Annotated in this window: 16 protein-coding genes and 1 pseudogene; 6 read left to right on the forward strand and 11 right to left on the reverse strand. The window is 72.4% G+C overall.

The features are described 5' to 3' along the window. Window positions 1-11: 11 nt before the first annotated feature. Both PQI07_RS33020 and grxD read left to right on the forward strand, forming a co-directional pair. Complete coding sequence (locus PQI07_RS33020; RefSeq protein ID WP_274928996.1) at window positions 12-515, forward strand: DUF29 family protein; 504 nt, start codon at window positions 12-14, stop codon at window positions 513-515. Window positions 516-561: 46 nt separating this feature from the next. After that, a complete protein-coding gene (gene grxD, locus PQI07_RS33025; protein WP_043347809.1) occupies window positions 562-900 on the forward strand; it encodes a Grx4 family monothiol glutaredoxin in 339 nt (112 codons plus the stop codon). Window positions 901-974: 74 nt separating this feature from the next. Here the strand turns inward: grxD and PQI07_RS33030 are convergent, their stop codons facing one another. Next, entirely contained in the window at window positions 975-1631 is a 657-nt protein-coding gene (locus tag PQI07_RS33030) for a class I SAM-dependent methyltransferase (RefSeq protein WP_043756200.1), read from the reverse strand. A 99-nt stretch (window positions 1632-1730) separates the two neighbouring features. Between PQI07_RS33030 and rlmN the strand changes: the two genes are divergently transcribed. Next, entirely contained in the window at window positions 1731-3005 is a 1275-nt protein-coding gene (gene rlmN, locus PQI07_RS33035) for a dual-specificity RNA methyltransferase RlmN (RefSeq protein ID WP_043347814.1), read from the forward strand. 181 nt (window positions 3006-3186) lie between these two features. Here the strand turns inward: rlmN and PQI07_RS33040 are convergent, their stop codons facing one another. From PQI07_RS33040 to PQI07_RS33055, 4 genes and pseudogenes are all read right to left on the reverse strand, one after another. Further along, window positions 3187-4311: a mechanosensitive ion channel family protein gene (locus PQI07_RS33040; protein ID WP_274928997.1), complete on the reverse strand. Its 1125-nt coding sequence runs from the start codon at window positions 4309-4311 to the stop codon at window positions 3187-3189. A gap of 195 nt (window positions 4312-4506) precedes the next feature. Further along, on the reverse strand, window positions 4507-9795 hold the full coding sequence (locus PQI07_RS33045; protein WP_274928998.1) for an alpha-2-macroglobulin family protein: 5289 nt from the start codon (window positions 9793-9795) through the stop codon (window positions 4507-4509). Between the two features lie 146 nt (window positions 9796-9941). Continuing rightward, on the reverse strand, window positions 9942-10241 hold the full coding sequence (locus tag PQI07_RS33050; protein WP_043347845.1) for an antibiotic biosynthesis monooxygenase family protein: 300 nt from the start codon (window positions 10239-10241) through the stop codon (window positions 9942-9944). Window positions 10242-10258: 17 nt separating this feature from the next. Further along, a pseudogene (locus PQI07_RS33055) lies at window positions 10259-10647 on the reverse strand (Kdo hydroxylase family protein); the annotation flags it as partial. Between the two features lie 277 nt (window positions 10648-10924). On the opposite strand from PQI07_RS33055, the gene PQI07_RS33060 reads away from it, so the two are divergent. Further along, a complete protein-coding gene (locus PQI07_RS33060; RefSeq protein ID WP_043347847.1) occupies window positions 10925-11374 on the forward strand; it encodes a DNA-directed RNA polymerase sigma-70 factor in 450 nt (149 codons plus the stop codon). Window positions 11375-11562: 188 nt separating this feature from the next. Here the strand turns inward: PQI07_RS33060 and olsB are convergent, their stop codons facing one another. Next, a complete protein-coding gene (olsB, locus tag PQI07_RS33065) occupies window positions 11563-12561 on the reverse strand; it encodes a l-ornithine N(alpha)-acyltransferase (RefSeq protein WP_043347850.1) in 999 nt (332 codons plus the stop codon). A 150-nt stretch (window positions 12562-12711) separates the two neighbouring features. Next, window positions 12712-13194 carry an Hsp20 family protein gene (locus tag PQI07_RS33070; RefSeq protein WP_274928999.1) on the reverse strand — a complete coding sequence of 161 codons (483 nt, stop codon included), beginning with the start codon at window positions 13192-13194 and terminating at the stop codon, window positions 12712-12714. Between the two features lie 205 nt (window positions 13195-13399). Between PQI07_RS33070 and PQI07_RS33075 the strand changes: the two genes are divergently transcribed. Further along, entirely contained in the window at window positions 13400-14434 is a 1035-nt protein-coding gene (locus PQI07_RS33075) for an alpha/beta fold hydrolase (protein ID WP_051044692.1), read from the forward strand. Window positions 14435-14438: 4 nt separating this feature from the next. On the opposite strand, the gene PQI07_RS33080 is transcribed toward PQI07_RS33075, so the two are convergent. Continuing rightward, window positions 14439-14963 carry a SixA phosphatase family protein gene (locus tag PQI07_RS33080; protein WP_111474091.1) on the reverse strand — a complete coding sequence of 175 codons (525 nt, stop codon included), beginning with the start codon at window positions 14961-14963 and terminating at the stop codon, window positions 14439-14441. Between the two features lie 215 nt (window positions 14964-15178). On the opposite strand from PQI07_RS33080, the gene PQI07_RS33085 reads away from it, so the two are divergent. After that, window positions 15179-16102, forward strand: coding sequence for a class I fructose-bisphosphate aldolase (locus PQI07_RS33085; protein WP_274929000.1), 924 nt, complete (start codon window positions 15179-15181; stop codon window positions 16100-16102). 15 nt (window positions 16103-16117) lie between these two features. Here the strand turns inward: PQI07_RS33085 and PQI07_RS33090 are convergent, their stop codons facing one another. Genes PQI07_RS33090 through PQI07_RS33100 form a run of 3 tightly spaced genes read right to left on the reverse strand, consistent with a single transcriptional unit; the run spans window position 16118 to window position 19829 of the window. Continuing rightward, window positions 16118-17053 carry an NAD-dependent epimerase/dehydratase family protein gene (locus PQI07_RS33090; protein WP_274929001.1) on the reverse strand — a complete coding sequence of 312 codons (936 nt, stop codon included), beginning with the start codon at window positions 17051-17053 and terminating at the stop codon, window positions 16118-16120. Continuing rightward, the gene (locus PQI07_RS33095; RefSeq protein WP_043347861.1) at window positions 17050-18087 is read right to left on the reverse strand and encodes an MraY family glycosyltransferase; all 1038 of its coding nucleotides are present in this window, start codon (window positions 18085-18087) and stop codon (window positions 17050-17052) included. Before PQI07_RS33095 ends, PQI07_RS33090 begins: the two co-directional genes overlap by 4 nt. A gap of 56 nt (window positions 18088-18143) precedes the next feature. Then, window positions 18144-19829: a methyl-accepting chemotaxis protein gene (locus PQI07_RS33100; protein WP_274929002.1), complete on the reverse strand. Its 1686-nt coding sequence runs from the start codon at window positions 19827-19829 to the stop codon at window positions 18144-18146. Between the last annotated feature and the right edge of the window lie 64 nt (window positions 19830-19893).

The following is a 19893-nucleotide window of genomic DNA, read 5'->3' on the forward strand; positions in this document are numbered from 1 at the left end:
TAGCTCTCCCGATGGATCGACCGAGCCTCTACGACGACGACATCGTGACCTCGGCCGAGGAGCAGGCTGCGGCTCTGCGCGCGCTCGGAGCCCGCAGCGACCTGTCGAATGCGGTTGACTGGGAGAATGTCGCCGAGGAGATCGAGAGCGTAGGACGGTCTCAACTTCGAGCCGTTGAGGGTTTGCTGGTCCAGGCTCTCGCCCATATGCTGAAGCGCCTATCGGCGCCGGATCTGCCCGTCACCCGCCCCTGGCGTGAGGAGACGCTGGCGTTCCAAATCGCCGCGCGCAACAGGTTCGAGCGATCGATGCGGCAGCGTTTGGATTGGGACCGGATCTGGAAATCCGCACGCGAAACCGCCAACTTGGGTCTTACGCCATACGGTGATGGCCTTCTGCCCAACCTGCCGGATAGCTGTCCGGTTGATCCGGACGAGCTTCTTTCGGCACGCTTTGATATGGACGCGATACTGCTGCAAATCGCGGAATCAAGGAAGCATACGCCAAGCTTATAAGCTTGCTGCACGATAAACCGTCACAGGACGAACGAGGACTAACGCGATGACCGACGCCAACACGACCATCCAGAACGAGATCGCCTCCCAGGACGTGGTGGTGTTCATGAAGGGCACGCCGCAGATGCCGCAATGCGGCTTCTCGGGGCAGGTGGTGCAGATCCTCAACTACCTCGGCGTGCCGTTCAAGGGCGTGAACGTGCTGGCCGATCAGGGCATCCGCGAGGGCATCAAGGCCTTCTCGAACTGGCCGACCATCCCGCAGATCTACGTGAAGGGCGAGTTCGTCGGCGGCTGCGACATCACCCGCGAGATGTTCCAGTCGGGCGAGCTGCAGACCTTCCTGGCCGAGAAGGGTGTGCCGGTGAAGACCGCAGCCGCCTGATTTTTTTTGGGACTGGCCGAACGGATCAGGGCGCCTGCGGGCGCCCTTTTTCGTGTGCGCGGACGGTGGCCGGGTCAGCGGGGCTCCCGCGCCACGAACAGGGCGACGCAGCCGACGACCGTGATCTCCACCGACCGGAACCGCTGATCGAGGGCCGCGCGCAGGGCCGGCAGCGTGTCTGCGCTGTTCGAGAACACCCCTTTTCGGTTGTAGACTCGCATCAGCGCGCGCGCCGCAGCCGTGGTCGGGACGCCCCCCGACAGGATCGTGGCGCCGAACACCACCCCGTCGTCCCGCAGGCACGGTCGCACCGTGTCGAAGGCCTTCGCCTTGGCGGCGATGTCGCCCGGCAGGCAGTGGAGCAGGTAGGTCATCCCGATCGAGTCGAACGGCGCGATGCCGGTGGCCGGGGCGCCGAGCACGTCGACCCGGTAGGTCTCGGGCCGGTAGCGCGCGATCCGGTCGGCCGCGAAGGCGAGGCTGTCGGCGTTGAGGTCCATCAGGCCGATGCGCGGCGCAGGCGCGGGGAAGCGGCAGCGGTCGAGATACCAGCCGGTCCCGACCCCGACGTCGCAATGCGCCAAGCCCGCGTGCCGGTCGTAGAGATCCAGGATCCGCGCCGTGGGGCAGCGCCAGATCAGCGGGTTCGACAGGCGCAGCACGACGAGGTCGTAGATCTGCAGCGTCCGCGGATTGTAGATCGCCTGCCCGGCCTGCGTGTCGGTCGTCATGGCTCTCCGTGGGGTCAGCCGTCGCCAGCGCGCATTCGCATTCGCCGGCGCGATCGCCTATATCAGACCCTTTCCAATCGTATGGATTGTTTGAACGCCATGGCGACGCCGTCGCTCGACAGCGCCCGCGCGGCCGATGCCGCGATCGAGAAGGCGCCCGATCTCCTCCCCGAGGCGCTGCCCGGCCGCCGCCCATCGCTGGTCGGCCTGACCCGCGACGCCCTCAAGGCGCAGCTCGTCGGCATGGGCGTGCCCGAGCGCGAGAGCCGGATGCGCGCCGGCCAGGTCTGGCACTGGGTCAATTTCCGCGGAGCGTCCGACTTCGCCGAGATGACCAATGTCGGCAAGGCCTTGAAGGCGCAGCTCGCCGAGCACTTCACCCTGGAGCGGCCCGAGGTGGCCAGCCGGCAGGTCTCCCGGGACGGCACCCGCAAATGGCTGCTCCGCATGGCGCCGACCAACCGGCAGGAGCACAATCGCGGCGCCGAGATCGAGTGCGTCTACATTCCCGGCCCGGACCGGGGCACGCTCTGCGTGTCCTCCCAGGTCGGCTGCACCCTGACCTGCTCGTTCTGCCACACCGGCACGCAGCGCCTCGTGCGCAACCTCTCGGCCGCCGAGATCGTGCAGCAGCTCGTCACCGCCCGGGACGAGCTCGGCGACTGGCCCGGCCAGATGCCGAGCCGCGACGCCGGCGGCTCCGGCGAGGTCGGCCGGCTCGTGACCAACATCGTGTTCATGGGCATGGGCGAGCCCCTCTACAATCTCGACGCCGTGGTGGACGCGGTGGGGGTGATGTCGGACCAGGAGGGGCTCGGCCTGTCCCGGAGGCGCATCACGGTCTCGACCTCGGGGGTCGTGCCGCAGATCCCGCGCCTCGGCGAGCAGGCCAACGCCATGCTGGCGATCTCGCTCCACGCCGTGCGCGACGACCTGCGCGACGAGCTGGTGCCGCTCAACCGGAAATACCCGATCGCCGAGCTGCTCGCCGCCTGCCGGGCCTATCCGGGCCTGAGCAACGCCCGCCGGATCACCTTCGAGTACGTGATGCTGAAGGGCGTCAACGATTCGGACGCGGACGCGCGGGAGCTGGTCCGCCTGCTCAAGGGCATCCCGGCCAAGATCAACCTGATCCCGTTCAACCCCTGGCCGGGCAGCCGCTACGAATGCTCCGACTGGGACCGGATCGAGCGCTTCTCCGAGATCGTGTTCAACGCCGGCTACGCCTCGCCGGTGCGCACGCCCCGGGGCCGGGACATCCTGGCGGCCTGCGGCCAGCTCAAGAGCGAGACCGAGAAGCTGCGCGCCCGCGCCCGGCTGATGCAGGAGGAGGGCATCGGCGTGGAGAGTTTTTACGCCGGCGCCGACGACTGAGCGACGGTCCATCGGAAGACATCCGACCCGCGCCCTCATCCTGAGGTGCGGCGAAGCCGCCTCGAAGGAGCCCTCCAGAAGCCGCTGCGATTCCTGGAGCCCTCCTTCGAGTCCTCCGCTGCGCTTCGGCACCTCAGGATGAGGGCGTGGCTGGGAATCCCGCAACACTGAACGCAGTGCCTCACGCCGCGAACCGCCGCGCCTCCGCCCGGCGCAGGGCCGGCTCCTCGGCGCCGACCCATTCCGTCCGGTGCCGCGGCAGGGCCTCCGGGTGCTCGGCCTGGAGCCACGTGATCATCGCTTCGCGGACCACGCAGCGCAGGTCCCAGGCCTGGGGCGCGTTGCGGGCGCTCACCAGCATCCGGATCTCGATCGTCGATTCCTTCGCGTCCGAGACCTGGAGGTTCACGACCTTGCCGTCCCACAGGGGCGTGGCCCTGGCGATCTCGGCGAGCTTCTCGCGCATCGCCGCGACGGGCGCCCGGTGGTCGACGTAGACGAACACGCTGCCGATCAGCGAGGCGCCGTCGCGGGTCCAGTTCTGAAACGGCTTCTGGATGAAGTAGGTCAGCGGCAGGACCAGCCGGCGCCAGTCCCAGAGGCGGACCACCACGTAGGTGGCGGTGATCTCCTCCACCCAGCCCCACTCGTTCTCGACGATGATCGCGTCCTCGATCCGGATCGGCTGGGTGATGGCGATCTGGATGCCGGCCACGAGGTTCGACAGGACCGGCTGCATGGCCAGCCCGAGGACGAGGCCCGCCGCGCCCGCCGAGGCCAGGAGGCTGACCCCGTACTGGCGCACCGGCTCGAAGGTCATCAGCGCCACCGAGAGGGTGATCAGCGCCACCAGCGTCACGCCGGCCCGCTCCAGGATGCGCATCTGGGTGAAGTGCTTGCGCGCCAGCAGGTTGTCCTCGGCGTCGAGCTTGAACCGGCGCAGGTAGATGACAGTGGCGATGTGGAGCGCGGTGGCGCAGCACCAGCCGGTCAGCGTCACGAAGGCCACCAGCAGGATCTGGTTGAGGGCGATCCGCACCTCCCAGGACAGATGCACCGTGGTCGAGGCGAGGCTGATCGCCACCACGATCAGGCCGAGGCGGCTCGGCCCGCGGGTACGCGAGACCAGCGAGCGCCAGAACAGGCTCTTGCCCGAGACCGCCCGCTTCATCGCCCGGTAGACGACCCCGTGCAGGGGCATCACCACGGCGCAGCAGGCGACGATGAGGATCAGGCTCTCGGCCCACCACGGCAGGTAGGCCAGCGCGCGGGCTGCGGAGCCGGCGAGCGCGTCGAGGTCCGGCATCGGGCATCGCTCCACGGGTTCCGAATGGGACCTATGGGAATGGACGGGCGATTATGGGGGTTCCGCGACGCACCATGTGCCCGCCGCAACGCAGCGGCCCGGCCCGGCGGGTTGCGCCGTCGCGTCCGAGGCGGGTCCGGACGAGGGCTTCAGCACCGACGTCCTCGCGAGCGCAGTGCTCGAACGCCGCCCGTCCTACTTCGCCGTCCCGACCGTCACGCTGCCCGAGGCGGTCCGGCCGAACCGGGCCGGCCGGTACATGTCCTCCACGGTGGCGCCCGGATGGACGTAGGTCCCGGGCGAGACCGCCCGCACCGTGTAGGCTACCGTGAAGAAGGCCGACTGGCTCGGGTCGCGGTCGTAGGCCGCCACGAACCGGTCGTCCCGGAACTCGGTGTGGACCGGCTGGACGTCGGACTTGGCGAAGGCGAGCCCCTGGAGCGCGTCGGCGTCGAGGAGCTTCGGATTGTCGATCTCCAGCCCCGCTGGCAGCGGATCGACCAGCAGGAGCCGCGCCGCTTCCGCCTTGGCCTCGGTGACCTTGAGCACGACCACGAGCCGGTCGTTCTGGCGCAGGCCGCTCGCCGGGTCGACGGTGCTGCCGTCCAGCCGCCGGAAGCTGCGCTCGATCGTGTAGCCCTGCTGCGCTGCCGGCTCCGGCACCAGAGGGCTGCCGTTGACGGTCACGGCCACCTGCACGGGGCTGCGCCCGGTATTGGTGAGCTGAACGCCCCGGTCGGCCAGGGCCGCCTCCCGGTAGACCCGGGCCAGCATTCCGGTCTGCGGGGCGCCGTCCACGGTGAACGAGAGGGCGCCCGCCTCGTTCGACAGGCTCTCGGCGGCGAGCACCATCCAGGCATTCTCCTGCGTGCTCGTCGCCCGCTCGGCCTGCTGCTCCTCGCCGAGCACGGAAGCGGCGGGGCCCAGCGCCCCCTGCGCCAGCCCGCTCTCGGCGGCGAGCGTGATCAGCCCGGCCCCGTCGCGCAGGCGGGAGCCGTAATCGGCGCGGTACAGGCCCTTGTCGCGGTCGGCGCGCAGCAGGGTGAGCGCCGAGTCCATTGTCTTGGCGGCCCGGCCGCGGTCGCCGAGCAGGGCCAGGGCGGCGGCGAGCTGCGCGCGCCCGAGGGCGGAGGAGAAGTCGCCGATCTTGGTGTCGGCGAGGTAGCGCAGGTCGCCCATCACCGGCCGGCCGTTCCGGGCAAGCACGTAGGCCGCGTAGGCGAGGTCAGCGCCGCCGTTGCGCACCTCGGTGGCGTTGGCCACGGCGTTGCGCAGGTAGTCCAACGCCTGGGCGAAGGCCTTCTGCGGCACCGCGAAGTTGCGCTCGCGGGCGCGGGTGAGGAAGTCGGTCACGTAGGCGTCGAGCCAGAGATCGCTCGACCCCTGGGCCGACCACAGGCCGAAATCGCCGCTCGAATCCTGGCGGGCGAGCAGGCGCTCGATCGACTCGCGCACCCGATCGTCGGCGCCGTTGTCGAGGGCGAGCTTCTCCAGGGCCGCGAGCTTGTTGACGTAGAGGAGCGGCATCGCCCGGCTCACCATCTGCTCGGAGCAGCCGTAGGGGTAGCGGTCGAGGGCCCGGAGCAGCGCCGCCACGTCGACCCCCGGCAGGGCCGTGGCCGAGAGCGAGACGCTGCCGGTCCCCGGCTGCAGGTCGGCGAGGAGGTCCGAGGTCAGCGTCAGGCCGACCCCCGGGGCGAGGCTGCGCACCGAGCGGCGCAGCAGGGCGCCGGTCCCCGGAGAGATCCCCAGGGCGAAGCTCTGGTTCAGGGCGCCCGGGAGCCCGGGCCCCGACAAGGCGAGGTCGAGGCGGGCCGTGCCCGGTCCGGCGGCGGTGAGCGGGATCGCGAACTGGCCCTTGGCTCCGGCTTCCAGCCGCAGCGTCTGGCGCAGCGCGCTGGCGCCGACCACGACCGGGCCGGTCGGGCTCAGGTCGACCGTGTACTCGCCCGCCGGCCCCTCGACATTGTCGAGGGCCACGAACAGGCGCGAGCGGTCGCCGGTGTCGAGGAAGCGCGGCAGCGTGGCGCTGAGCACGACCGGATCGCGGATGATCACGTCGGCCTGCGCCTGCCCGACCCGGTCGCCGCTCCAGGCGGTGACCATGACGCGACCGGTGCCGTTGAAGGCCGGGATCGGGAAGGTCACACTGGCCGCGCCGTCCGGCCCCACGGTGACGACTCCGGAATAGAGCGCCAGCGGCGCCTGGGTCGGCGGGGAATCGGCGAGTTCGCCGCCGCCCGCGTCGCCGCCGGAGCGGATCGCCCCGGCCGAGCCCTGCATGCCGTCGATCAGGTAGCCGTAGAGGTCGCGGACCTCCGGCCCGAGCGCCCGCTGTCCGAGGAAGTACTGGGTCGGGTTCGGCGCCGCGTAGCGGGTCAGGTTAAGGATGCCGACATCGACCAGCGCCACGGTGATCCGTGCCGGCGCGCCGGCCTTCAGTCCGGTGAGCTGGACCGGCAGGGTCAGGTCCTGGCGCGGACGCGCCCGCTCCGGCGCCTTCAGGGCGACCCCGAGGCTGCGCCGCTCGCGGTCGACCGAGAACCACGCCAGACCCAGCGCCCGGCCCGGCAGGCGCTTGGCCGCCTGGTCGAGGGGCCGGTAGGCGGTGGCCACCAGGTAGGCGCCGGCGCCCCACTCGGCCTTCACCGGGATGCTGACCGTGGTGCCGCCCTCCGGCACGCTGACCTCCAGGGTCTGGTGCACGCGGTCGCTGACGACCATCAGGCTGGCCTGACCCTTGAACGTCGGGCTGAGCTTGGCCCGCAGCGTGTCGCCGGCCGCGTAGGCGGCCTTGTCGAGGGTCAGGTCGAGGAGGTCGGGCGCCTCCGCGGTCTCGGAGCCGCCCCAGCCCACCTCGAAGCCGAGGCTCGCGGTCGCCTCCGGGGCACCCGCGGTCGAGACCTCCAGCCGATAGCGGCCGAGGCCGACCGGCGCCTCGATCCGGCTCGGACCGGCGGCCGTGAGGTCGACGGTGCCGCTGGCGATGCGCCGGGCGGACTTGACCGCCTCGAACGACCAGCGCCCTTCCGCCCGGTACCACTGGTAGGAGGAATCGATCCGCGACAGGGTCCAGCTCACGCCTGGCCGGGCGAGGAGCGCCCCGTCGGGGCGCGCGAACACCGCGTCGAAGCCCGCGACCCCGCCCTCCTTCAGATCGGTGAAGCCCTTGCGCAGGGCGAGGACCGGGCCGGCCGGGAGGATCGGCAGGGTCAGGCTGCGCGACAGCGCCCGGCCGCCGGGCTCGCCGACCGCCAGCGTGATCTTCGCCTCCAGGGCGCGCGGGGCCGCGACCTGGGGCACCGGCACCGTGACGGTGGCGCCGCCCTGCGCGTTCGTGGTGGCATGCTCCTGCAACTCCTGCGTCGCCGGCTCCACGGCCTCGTCGTCGAGACCGATGGCGTAGGCCTCCAGCCCCTTGATGCCGCTGGCGGCCGCCGCCTGCACGGTCACGCTGCCCGACACGTCGAGGTCCGCCCCCGGGGCGCCGTAGAGGTAGCGGGCGGCGACGTCGACCTGCGCGGCCTCGCCCCGGTTCAGGGCCACCTGCCGGGCCTTGAGGGTCACCTCCAGCCGCTCGGGGACGTAATCCTCCACGAGGAAGCTGGTCTCGCCGATCGCGGGCGCCTTCGGGTCCGTGTAGGCCGAGACCCGCCATGTGCCGTGCATCGCCCCCGACAGGAGCGGCAGCGGCAGGGCGCGGCCGCCGAGCCCTTGGTCGGGCACCGAGACGCGCCGGTACTCGACGCCGTCCGGCCGCTTGACCACCAGGGTCAGCGGCAGGTCCGGCACGGCGGCGCCGCGGGGGTCGCGCAGCAGGGCGGTGAGCTGGACGGTCTCGCCCGTGCGATAGACCCCGCGCTCCGGGAACAGGTAGGCGTCGAGGCCGCCGGTCTCCGGCCGCCCCTTCACGCCGCGGTCGGTGAGGTCGAAGGCGCCGAGATTGAGGTCGAGGAAGCCGTAATCGCCGCCCGCCTGGGCGACCACGAGGCTCGGCGCCAGACCGCCCTCCCCGCGGGCGAGACCCGGATCGAAGGCGACGTGCCCCTGCAAATCCGTGGTCCGCGTGCCCAGCACCTCGTTGTTGCGGGCGATCAGCCGGATCTCGGCGCCCGCCATCACCTGCGCGGAGGCCAGCGAGCGCAGGACCACGGTGACCCCGTCCCGGCCCTTGGTGGCGGTGAGTCCCAGGTCGGAGACCACGAACCACTGGGTCGCCTGCGTATCGTATTCCTCGTCGGAGGCGGCCGTGCCCGAGGGGCGGGCCAGCATCACGTAGAGGCCGGGCTCCAGCTTGCCCACGGCCTGCAGCACCGGGAAGGCGGTGACGGCCTCCTGATTGATCTCGGCCTTGGCGGTGTCGAGGGTGCCCTTCCAGACGCGCTGGCCCTTCTCGGAGGCGATCGTCCGGGCGGTGGATCCGCTGAGCTGGCCCAGGAAGTCCTCCGACCGCAGGGTCGGCAGCAGGCTGCGGTCGCCGATGCGCAGCACCTCGACGTCGAGCTTCGGCGCGTTCACCGAGACCAGGGGCACGCCCGCCTGCCCGGTCCGCGGCAGGACGTAATTGCGGCCGGTGAAGCGCACCTGCGGGGCGCGGTCGCGGACGTAGATCTCGTAATCGGCGGCCTTGAGCAGGCTCTCGCCGACGGCCGAGGGCAGGCCCTGGCGGACCACGATGGCGTAGCGGCCGCCGTGCTTGAGCCCGTCGACGCAGACCTGGGAGCCCTCCCCGGTCACCGCGGCCGCGCTGCTACCCGAGACGGCGACGAAGGGGGCGTAGTCGGTCTTGGGCTTGATCGCCTCCGAGAAGGTGAAGCAGGCCCGCGGGGCGGCCGCGTCGGAATCGACCTTGTAGTCGAGGATGCGGAAGCCGTGCTGCGCGCGCAGGGTCTCGTAGGTCTCCCGGACCGAACCGGTCTCGGCCAGGGCGAGGCTCGCTGCGTAGGCGTCCAGCGCCGGGCGCCAGGATTCCTGCTCGGCCTCTGCCGCCCCCAGGGCCGCCAGCGACGCCGCGGCGTCGGCGGCCGTGCCGGCGCGCTCGTAGGCGCGGTAGGCGGCGGCCGTCACCCGACCGCGCAGGCGCGACCGGCCCTGATAGTCGTTGTCCTCGAGCGCGCCCAGGGCCGCCGCGGCCCCGCGGGCATAGGCCTGCCAGTTGCGCGCGTCGGCCGGGTCGGCCGCCACCGCGGCGGCGAGCGGCGCCACCGCCTCGTCCGGCTTGTCGGCGGTGAGCAGGGCCAGCCCGGCGGCGCGGGACTGGCCGGCCGGCCGCAGCGGTCCGCCGGCTTCCGCCTTCAGCGCGGTCTCCAGGCGGACCGCCGCGCTGGCGAGGTCGGCCCGGACGAAGCTCTTCGCGAACGACGCCGATGCGGCCGACACCGGCCGTGCGGTCGTGCGGGCCGCCGGCGCGGTCTGGGCAAGGGCCGGCCCCGCGATCCATCCGAGGAGCGCCAGGGCACCCGCGAGCTGTCCGAGCCGCGCCATCAGCCTGTTCCCCAGCCTGGTTCCCGCCTGCCGCGCCCCCGATGATTCGCTTCGGGTTCGCTCATGCGGGAGCCTAGCACCGGAGGCGCGCGCCGCAACGCGTCGCCCCTCTGGCGGGCGCCGTCCGGGGCGCAGCGCGGCGGCGCTCAGAACGCCTTCAGAACCTGCTCGGTATGCTCGACGGCCACCGGTCCGGCGAAGCAGTGGGAGACCAGGGCGCGATACTCCTGCCAGGGCTGCGAGCCGGTGAAGTCCTTGGTGTGGGCCTCCAGCGTGTCCCAGTGGATCAGCAGCCGGTAGCGCTGCGGATGCTCGACGGAGCGCCGCACCTCGAAGGCCCGGCAGCCCTTGGCCGCCTTGAAGATCGCCGAGGCTTCGGTGATGCCTGCCTCGAACTCGGCCTCCATGCCGGGCTTGATCTCGATCTGCGCGATCTCGAGGATCATGGTCTGATGTCCTTGTCTCAGGTGCGGAGGACGCGGCCGAGCTTGGCCGCCAGGAAGCGATGCGGGCTTGAAGAGGGGTCGGCCTGCGCCGAGACCGGCAGATAGACGGTCTGCTCCAGCATGGAACGGCCGCCCATGGCCCCGTGCATCACGAGGTCCGAGAAAGTGCCCCAGGTCTCGCCGGGTTGGAAGTCCACGTCGGCCTGGGGCGACTCGGCCTGAGAGGTCTCGTCCCGCTTCAGTGCGTCGTGCAGGTGCCGGATCAGGTGGTCGTATTCCGAGCGCTTGGCCTTGGTGACGCGCAGGGCCGAGAGCGTCGCGTAGCCCGTGGCAGCCGCGGCATAAACCCCTCCGCCATCGACCTGAAATCCTCGCCGATCCGCCAGCGCCGCGGCTCGCCCGTCGCCCCGCCTCCAGCGCCCGGACGAGGAGGCTGGGCGCCTCGCCGGAGGCGATCCTGCGGATCGGGGTGATCATCGTCGGCGGACTGACGGCCGTCCTGACCCCCGGCCTCTGGCGCCGAGCCGCCGGGGGAGGCCAGGGCCGCGCATTTCCGGTGGATGACACCCGCCGTCCACCGACACGGTGCGGCCCCCCTCGCCCCTCGGCTTGCGCAACCGCTTCGTTCCCGGCACGTTCCCCCGCGAGTAACCGGCCCGAGAGCCCGGCGGAGGTTGGCGCCGATGGCGACGTTGAAGGAATTCGAAGAGGCCCTGCGCGAGCACGGCATGAACATGGCGTTGGCGCTTCTGGAGCGCCTGCGCGAGCGCGACCGCGCGACCCGCACGGTGAAGCCCGCCCGGCGCCTGACGGGTCAGAAGATGACCCCGGAGCTCGCCCGGGCGATCCTCGACCTGCACGCCACGACCGGCATGACCCAGCAGGAGATCGCCTTCAAGGTCGGGGTCAACCAGGGCCGCGTGAACGAGGTGATCAAGCGCGGCAAGTGGCTGACCGACGATCCCACGGCCCCGGAGGCCGTGGCCCGCGACAAGGCGGTCGCCCGGATGCGCGGCGACCCGAAGCCCAAGAAGCCGCCCGTTGCCCGCGCCGCCTCCGCACGGGCCAAGGAGCGTAAGGCCGCGCCGCCGAAGGCACGCAACCAGGGTCAGCTGGCGCTGGGGGATCTGTAGGGACGGGGCCGAAGGGTTCGTTGCTCCCGACAGGTCCTCTGATCCTGACGTGACTGCGAAGCGGGCCCGAAGGCGGGCTCCAGGGATCGCGCGGCTGGCTGGACGTCTCCTTCGAGGCGGCCGCTGCGCGCCCGCACCTCAGGATGAGGAGGGATGGCTGGATGACGGCCTCGGGCCGCGCCGGCCCCTCACCCGGCCGGCGCGAAATGGCCCCGGTAGCGCGCGCCGATCACCTCCACCGGCAGCGTCACGAACACGTCCGTCGTGCCGAACTGGTGGTCGATCACCGCGCCGTCGCCGAAGGTCGCGCCGAGGCGCAGGTAGCCCTTGATCAGCGGCGGCAGGGCGTGAAGCGCGGCCTTCGTGTCCACGGCCTCCTTCGGCATCCGGTCCATCGCCACGGCACGCTTCGGCAGTGCCCGGGCCCGCCAGCCCTCCGGTGCGCGGGCATGGTGGTGCAGGAAGGCGAGCGGCAGGGCCAGCCGGTCCGGATCGGTGCCCTCCAGGCTGGCGCAGCCGATCAGCGCGTCGATCTTGTGGTGCAGGACGTAGGCGTAGATCCCCTGCCAGAGCAGCTCGACAGTGCGCTTGCTCCGGTACGGCTTGAGCACGCAGGAACGGCCGAGTTCCAGGAGCCGCCGATGCCCCTGGGCGGCCAGCAGCGGCGCGAGGTCGTACTCGCTCTCGGAATAGAAGCCGGTATGCCGCTCGGCCACCGCGCCGCGCAGCAACCGGTAGGTGCCGACGACCTTCGGACGCGGCTCGACGAAGGGCTTCTTCCGCTTCGGGGCGGCATGGTCGAGGACGAGGAGGTGATCGCAGACCGCGTCGTAGCTGTCGACGTCGCGCCGGGACAGGGCGGCGAGCCCGGAGGGCACCGCCGACATCTCCTCGTAGAAGACCTTGTAGCGCAGCCGCTGCGCCCGCCGGATCTCGGATTTTCGCGTCGCCAGCCGCACCTCCAGGCTGCCGATGCGGCCGAGGCTGCGCCCCTCGAACGGCTCCGGCAGGCGGATCGCCCGCTCGGCCGAGAGGAGATCGGCGATTCCGTTCGCCCCCTCGACGCCCGGGAGCGGCATCGACCGGCGGCGCAGCTTCGCGATCGGCGCGCCGACCCCCCATTGCACGCCCTTGTGCCAGCCGGCTCCGAGCGCGCTGTAGGCTCCGCGGGCGAGATTGGCGACCATGGTCGGGTTCACTCCGGGTGCGCGTCCGTGCACCGTCGAATCCGACACAGAGCACGAAGGGCACACGCCATTATGACAGCCCACGCAAGAAAGCGCCCCGGCCGGGGCCGGGGCGCTCCATCAACCTGACGGTTCCGCGCGGGCGCGGGATCAGGCGGCCCGCTGGACCGCGTCCTTGCGGACATCGCCCTCGATCACCGGAGCGCTCGGGCGCGCCGCCGTGGCGATCTCGATGCGACGGGGCTTCTTCGCCTCCGGAACCTCGCGGACGAGGTCGATGTGGAGGAGGCCGTTCTCGAGCGCCGCACCCGTCACCTGGACGTGGTCGGCGAGCTGGAACCGGCGCTCGAAGGCGCGGGCCGCGATGCCCTGGTGCAGGAACTCCGCCTTGCCCTCGGCCTTGCGCTCGCCCTTCAGCGTGAGGGCGTTCTCCCGCACCTCGATCGACAGGTCGGACTCGGTGAAGCCGGCGACCGCGACGGTGATGCGGTAGGCGTTCTCGCCGGTCCGCTCGATGTTGTAGGGCGGATAGGTCGGGGCCGCCTCGGCGCTCGCGAACTGGTCGAGGGCGGAAAACAGGCGGTCGAAGCCGACGGTGGAACGGTACAGGGGAGCGAGATCGAACTGACGCATGACATATCCTCGTGTGAGCAACATGCAATTCCGGTCCGCCCGATGGGCCGGACCCGTCTTTCGTGCCGCCTGACGGCCGGCACAGACGAGATATCGGAGGGGGAAAATCGCCCTTCAAGACCCCGGGCGATGGCAGGAATCGCAATTTTTTCGCTACGGTCCGCGGGTGCAGCGGGCGGTGCACGGACGCGCTGAGGTGAGGCCAGTGAGACGCTTCGACGGTGGTACCGGGCGCGAGCCGCCGCTCCTGACCCTGCGCAGCACGCCCGACAATCCGGTCCCGCCGGGCGGCACGCTGATCGCGGTCGGCACGCGCGACGATTGCACCCTGCGGGCGGCCTACTGGCAGACGACGGCGCGCACCTGCCGGGGTACGGTCTGCCTGCTCCAGGGCCGGGCCGAGTTCATCGAGAAGTACTACGAGACGATCCACGAGCTGCGGGCGCGGGGCTTCGCGGTCGTCGCCTTCGACTGGCGCGGCCAGGGCGAGTCGGACCGGCGGGTGGACAATCCCCACAAGGGCCACGTCGCCCGGTTCGACGATTACCGCCTCGACCTGCGGGCCGTGGCCGAGACCGTCCTGGTGCCCCTGATGCCCGAGCCCCATGTCGGCCTCGCGCATTCCATGGGCGGATGCGTCGCTCTCCTGGGCGCCCTGGACGGCTGGCTGCCGTTCCGGCGGCTGGTGACCGTGGCCCCGATGCTGTCGATCCGGATGATCCGCTGGCCGGCCGGCGCCGCGCTGCTGTCGCAGGGCCTGCACCGTCTGGGCCTCGGGAGCCGGTACATCCCGCTCGGCAAGCCGGTCTCGATCGCCACCAACCCCTTCGCCGGCAACAGGCTGTCGCGGGATCCGGTCCGCTACGCCCGCAATGCCGCGGCGGCCCGGGAGGTCGGCGCCGGCGCGGTCGGCGATCCGACGATCGCGTGGCTCGCCGAGGCGTTCCGCGCGATGGCGCGCCTGCGCGACCCGCGGGCGGCGCCGCGGATCACGCTGCCGACCCTGATCGTCGCGGCGGGGGCCGACCCGGTTTGCGGCACGCCGGACACCGAGCGCTTCGCGGCCCGGCTGAAGGCCGGCCATATCTTGGTCCTGCCGGATTCCCGGCACGAGATCCTCACCGAGCGGGACGCGATCCGGCAGGATTTCTGGGCGGCCTTCGAGGCCTTCGTGCCGGGCTCGCCCCTGCCGAGCCACGCCGAGGTCGAGGCGCACGCCGTCGCGGTGCCGGTCGCCTGAGGCGTCAGCCGGCCAGATCCGGGTCGATGTCCCGCGGGCGCACGAACCGCTCCAGGCGTCCCCGGCCCGGCGCGACCTCGGCCCAGAGGTCGCCCGCGAAGTCGATCACCGCGTAGGCCGCGGTCGGGAATTCCAGGGCGAGGCGGTCCCGCGCCGCCCGCGGCCCCGCCCCCGCCAGCCCCGCCGCGAGGTCGCCGAGTCCCGGATTGTGGCCGACGACGATCACCGTGCCGACGGTGTCGGGCGCCTCCCGGATCACCGCGAGAATCCGCTGCGCCGGCGCCTCGTAGATCTCGGGCCGCCAGCGCGTCTCGGGATTGCCGAGCGTGGCCGCCATCGCCTCCCAGGTCTCGCGCGTCCGTGCAGCGGTCGAGACCAGGGCGAGATCCGGGCAGAGGCCTTCCCGCGCGAGGTGGGCGCCCACCGCCGGGGCCGCCCGCCGGCCGCGGGCATTGAGCGGGCGCTCGTGGTCCGCCACGCCCGGCGGACGGTCGGACTTCGCGTGCCGCAACAGGATCAGCCTGCGCATGAGCGAACCTCTGATGCGAATCTCTGGGCCGATCCCGGGGCTTTCAGCCACCGGATTCCGGGCGCCCATCTCCCCATCCGGTTAGCCGAAAGCGCCGCGTGCGGGAACCTCGGTTTTGCCCGCCCCGTTCCGAAGGCGGGCCGTCCGCGCACGGCATGGCACGGCGTACGGCGCAGGGCATGCGGCGCGACGGTCTCCGAACAGGAGGCTGCCCGATGGACCGATCCCCACGCGTCACCGAGATCCTGTCGTGGTACGGGGCCGACAGCCCCGGGACGCTCGCCAACCTCGCCCGGATGCTGGAGCACGGAAAGCTCGGCGGCACCGGCAAGATGCTGATCCTGCCGGTGGACCAGGGTTTCGAGCACGGCCCCGCCCGGAGCTTCGGCCCGAATCCGCCAGCCTACGACCCGCTGTACCATTTCGAGCTGGCCCTGGCGGCGGGGTGCAACGCCTACGCGGCGCCGCTCGGCTTCCTGGAGGCGGGGGCGCGGGACTATGCGGGGCGCATCCCCTTGATCCTCAAGCTCAATGACCACGACCTCCTGGCCGACGAGGACGATCCCGAGCAGGCGATCACCGGCTCGGTGGCGGACGCCCTGCGGCTCGGCGCCTGCGCCGTCGGCTTCACGATCTATCCGGGCTCCGCCCACCGCAACGCCATGTACGGCCAGATTCGGGCGATCGCCGAAGAGGCCAAGAGCGTCGGGCTCGCCGTGGTGATCTGGTCCTACGCCCGCGGCTCGGCCCTGTCGAAGGCGGGCGAGACCGCCATCGACGTCATCGGCTACGCGGCGCAGATCGCCGCGCAGCTCGGCGCGCACATCATCAAGGTGAAGCTGCCCACCGCCCATATCGAGCAACCGGCGGCCAAACAGGTCTACGAAGCCACCGGCATCCCGATCGGCACCGCGGCCGAGCGCGTCCGCCACGTGGTGCAATGCGCCTTCAACGGCCGGCGGATCGTGATCTTCTCCGGCGGTGCCCACGCCGAGGAGGCCCCCTTCCTCGACGAGATCCGCGCCATCCAGGCGGGCGGCGGCTTCGGCTCGATCGTGGGCCGCAACGCCTTCCAGCGCTCGAAGGCGGACGCCCTGTCGCTGCTCGGCACGATCACCGACATCTACGCGGGCGGCTGAGCTTGGCCCGCGCCGTCAGCCGCCGTCGCGGGCCAGCCGGGCGAGTCCGTCGCGGGTCGGCCCGGCCGGCCTCCAGCCGAGGGCCGCGAGGCCGTCGGCGCGGGCGACGAGCCCCTCGGCGACGCGGGCGAACTGCGTGTCCCGGCCGGTCAGCCGGCAGGCCAGCTTGATGAGCCCGGCCGGCACCGGGACGAGGCCCGGGCCGCGGCCGAGGCCCTGGCGGAGGGACGCGATCATCTCGGGCAGGCTGAGCGGATCCGGGTCGGCGGCGATGAGGGCGCGGTTCAGGGGGCCGGGCGCTGCCAGCGCCGCGTCCACGGCGCCCGACAGGCTCTCCAGGGAGATCAGCGAGCGCCGCGCCGCGAGGCCGCCCAGCGGCAGCGGATAGGGGCTGCGCGCCAGCCGCAGCAGGGCGGCCATGTTGCCCTTCACGCCCGCCCCGTAGACGAGGACCGGGCGCAGGGCGACCCAGTCCAGCCCGGTCTCGGCGAGCGCTCGTTCGGCCTCCAGCTTGGAGCGGCCGTAGGCGTCGGTGGGCCGGGGCGGATCGCCCTCCCCGACCACGCCCGGTGCGCTCGCCCCGACCTGGGCGCGGATCGAGGACAGGAACACGAAGCGGCGCACCTTCGCGCGCGCCGCCGCCTCCGCGAGCTTGCGCGTCGCCTCGGTGTTGAGCGTCCGGTAATCGTCCTCCGGGGCGCCCGACGGCGTCGGGCCGAGGTTGGCGTGGGCGAGGCCCGCCGAGTGCACCACCGCGTCGACGCCGCTGAGGGCCGCCGCCATGTTGATCGGGCGCGTCAGGTCGCCGACCACCGCGCTCGCGGCGCCCTCCGGCACGCTCGTCGGCCGGCGCAGCAGCACGCGGACCCGGTAGCCGCGCGCGGTGAGGTCGGCGAGCAGATGCCGGCCGATAAAGCCGGTCGCCCCGGTGAGCGCGATGAGTCCGGTCACGGCTGAGCGGCACCTTCGGCTGGGGCCGGCGCCGGGGCGCGGGCGAAGCGGCGGAGCAGGGCGGCGACCAGGGCGAGCCCGGCTGCCAGGGCGGCGAGCGTGACCGGCCAGGACGGCCAAAGCAAGGTCGCGGCGGCGAGCGCCGCCAGGGCGAGATTGGCCGCAAACACCCGGCCCACCACGCCGGGGACGCTGAGCCCGTTGACGGTGGCCCGCTGGTAATGGTGACCGCGATGGGCTTCCCAGACCCGCTCGCCCCGCGCCGCCCGGGCGCCGAGGGTCAGGCTGGCATCGGCGAGATAGACGAGCGGCAGCAGCAGGGCCGCGGCGAGGCCGCCCGCCAGGGCCAGCTGGCACAGCAGCCAGGCGGTGACGAGCCCGATCGGCAGCGAGCCGACATCCCCGAGGAAGAGCTTTGCGACCGGCCGGTTGAACGGCGCGAAGCCGAGCACCGCCCCCAGGAGGCTCGCCGCAACCAGCGTCGGCAGCGGCGGCAGGCGCCCGGCGAGGCCGAACAGCAGGAGCGCGCCCGCCACCGGGACGATCTCCGCCACCGTCATCCAGTCGAGCCCGTCCATGAAGTTCGTCAGGTTGACGAACCACAGGCCCGCCAGCAGCGCGAGGCCGCGCTCCAGCCAGAGCGGCAGACCGGGCAGCAAGCGCCCGTCCACGTGCCAGACCAGCAGGCCGACCACCAGAGCCTGCACGGCGAGCCGCAGCGCGGCCGGCAGCGGCCGGATGTCGTCCACCGCACCAAGGAGCGCCAGGGCCAGGGCGCAGCCGGAAAGCCAGATCCAATCCGGACGGCCTCCGATCTCCGGCGCCGCGATCAGCAGGCCCGAGATCGTGACGAACGCCGTGACCACGGCGATTCCGCCCCCCTGCGGGGTCGGCACGGTGTGGCTCGAGCGGGCATTCGGCCGGGCCAGGGCGTAGCGCTGCAGCAGCGGGCGCAGGCGCAGGATCAGGCCCGCCGAGAGGGCGGCGGCGAGGGGCACCGCCAGCAGCAGGATCGTGGGCAGGGCGGACGGCATTTCGGACGGCATGGCGCCGTCCTACGCGATCTGCCGCCCGACCGTCAGGGGGCGCCCTAGGCCGCCCGCACCGTGGCGAGGAAGCGCGCGACCTCGGCCCCCAGATGCTCAGACTGACGCGACATCTCGCTTGCGGCCCCGAGAACCTGGGCGGCGGCCGCACCGGTCTCTTCGGCGGAGTGGGCAAGGCTCGCGATCGTCCCGGTCACCGCGCCGGTGCCGACCGCGGCCTCGGCGACGTTGCGGACGATCTCCTGGGTGGCCGCACCCTGCTGCTCCACGGCTGCCGCGATGCTCGAGGCCACGTCGTCGATCTCGCGGATCCGTCGGCCGATCCCGTCGATCGCCGACGCGGCCTGCCCGGTGGAGGACTGGATCCGCCCGATCTGGCCGGTGATCTCCTCGGTGGCCCGGGCGGTCTGTTCGGCGAGCGCCTTCACCTCGGACGCCACCACCGCGAAGCCGCGTCCGGCGGTGCCGGCCCGGGCGGCCTCGATCGTGGCGTTGAGCGCCAGAAGGTTGGTCTGGGCGGCGATCCCGGAGATCAGCGCCACCACGTCGCCGACCTTCGCGGCCGCCGCGCTGAGATCGTGCACCAGCGCCACCGTGCTGGTCGCCTCCGCGACGGCGACCCGCGCCAGTTCCGCCGAGCCGCTGACCTGACGGCTGATCTCCTGCACGGACGAGCCCAGTTCCTCGGCGGCCGCCGCGACGGTGTTGACGTTGGCGGCGGCCTCGCTGGCGGCGGCCGCGACGGTGCCGGACTGCCCGGCGGCATCCGACGCGCTACCGGTCAGCGACCGGGCGGTGGCCTCCAGCTCGGTGGCCGCCGCCGACACGCCGCCGACGATGCCGCCCACCGCCTGCTCGAAGGCGTCGGCCATGGCACGGGTCGCGGTCCGGCGCTGCGTCTCGGCATCCGCGCGGGCCAGCGCCGTCTCCGCCTCCAGGGCGCGCGAGCGGACGAGGTTGTCGCGGAACACCAGCACGGAGCCGGCCAGGGCTCCGATCTCGTCCCGCCGGCCCTGGCCCGGGATCCCCACTTCCGCGTCGCCCGCGGCGAGGCGCTGGGTCGCCGCCGCGATCGCCCGCAGCGGCCGGCTGACGCCGCGCAGCACCAGCACCATGGCGCCCAGCGCGACGAACAGCGCGAGCGCGGCGAGCACCAGCATGTTCCGGTTGGCGGCCGCGTAGGTCGCCTCGATCCGCGCGCCGCTCGCCTGCGAGCCGGCGGCGTTCAGGTCGACCAGCCGGTCCCATTCGGCCAGAACCCCATTGATGCCGGTCGACATCGTGGTGTTGTAGATCCGCTGGCCTCCGGCGACGTCGCCGGAGGCAGCCTTGTCCAGGGCTTCCGTCTGCAACGCCCTGTAGGCGTCCAGCTGGCGCCGGAGGGCCGCGTAGGCGTCGCGCTCAGCCTGCGTGAGCGGCTGCGCCTCGTAGCGGGCGAACTGCGCGGCGAGCTGTCCGTCGCGTTTGGCGATCGTGGCCGCGACCTCGGTCCGCAACTCCGGCGTGTCGGCGGTGATCAACCGCCCGCCGTTGACCCGCTGCCGCATGATGATGACGCCGATCCGGCCGAGCGCGTCGGTCGCCGGCACGCGCACGTCGCGGAGTTCCGCCGCGGTGGCGTTGACGCTGCGCAGTTCCGTCAGGGAGAGGCCGCTCGTCGCGGCGATCAGGACAGCCAGTGCGGCGAGGCAGAATCCGAGCTTGGCCGCGATCGAGATGCTAGGGCGCATGTCGCTTCTTCCTCGGTCCCGAAAGGGGGACCGAGGACATCATGATGCGGAAACGGTTAAACTT

The sequence above is a fragment of the Methylobacterium sp. 092160098-2 genome, assembly GCF_028920805.1.
GTDB lineage: Bacteria > Pseudomonadota > Alphaproteobacteria > Rhizobiales > Beijerinckiaceae > Methylobacterium > Methylobacterium fujisawaense.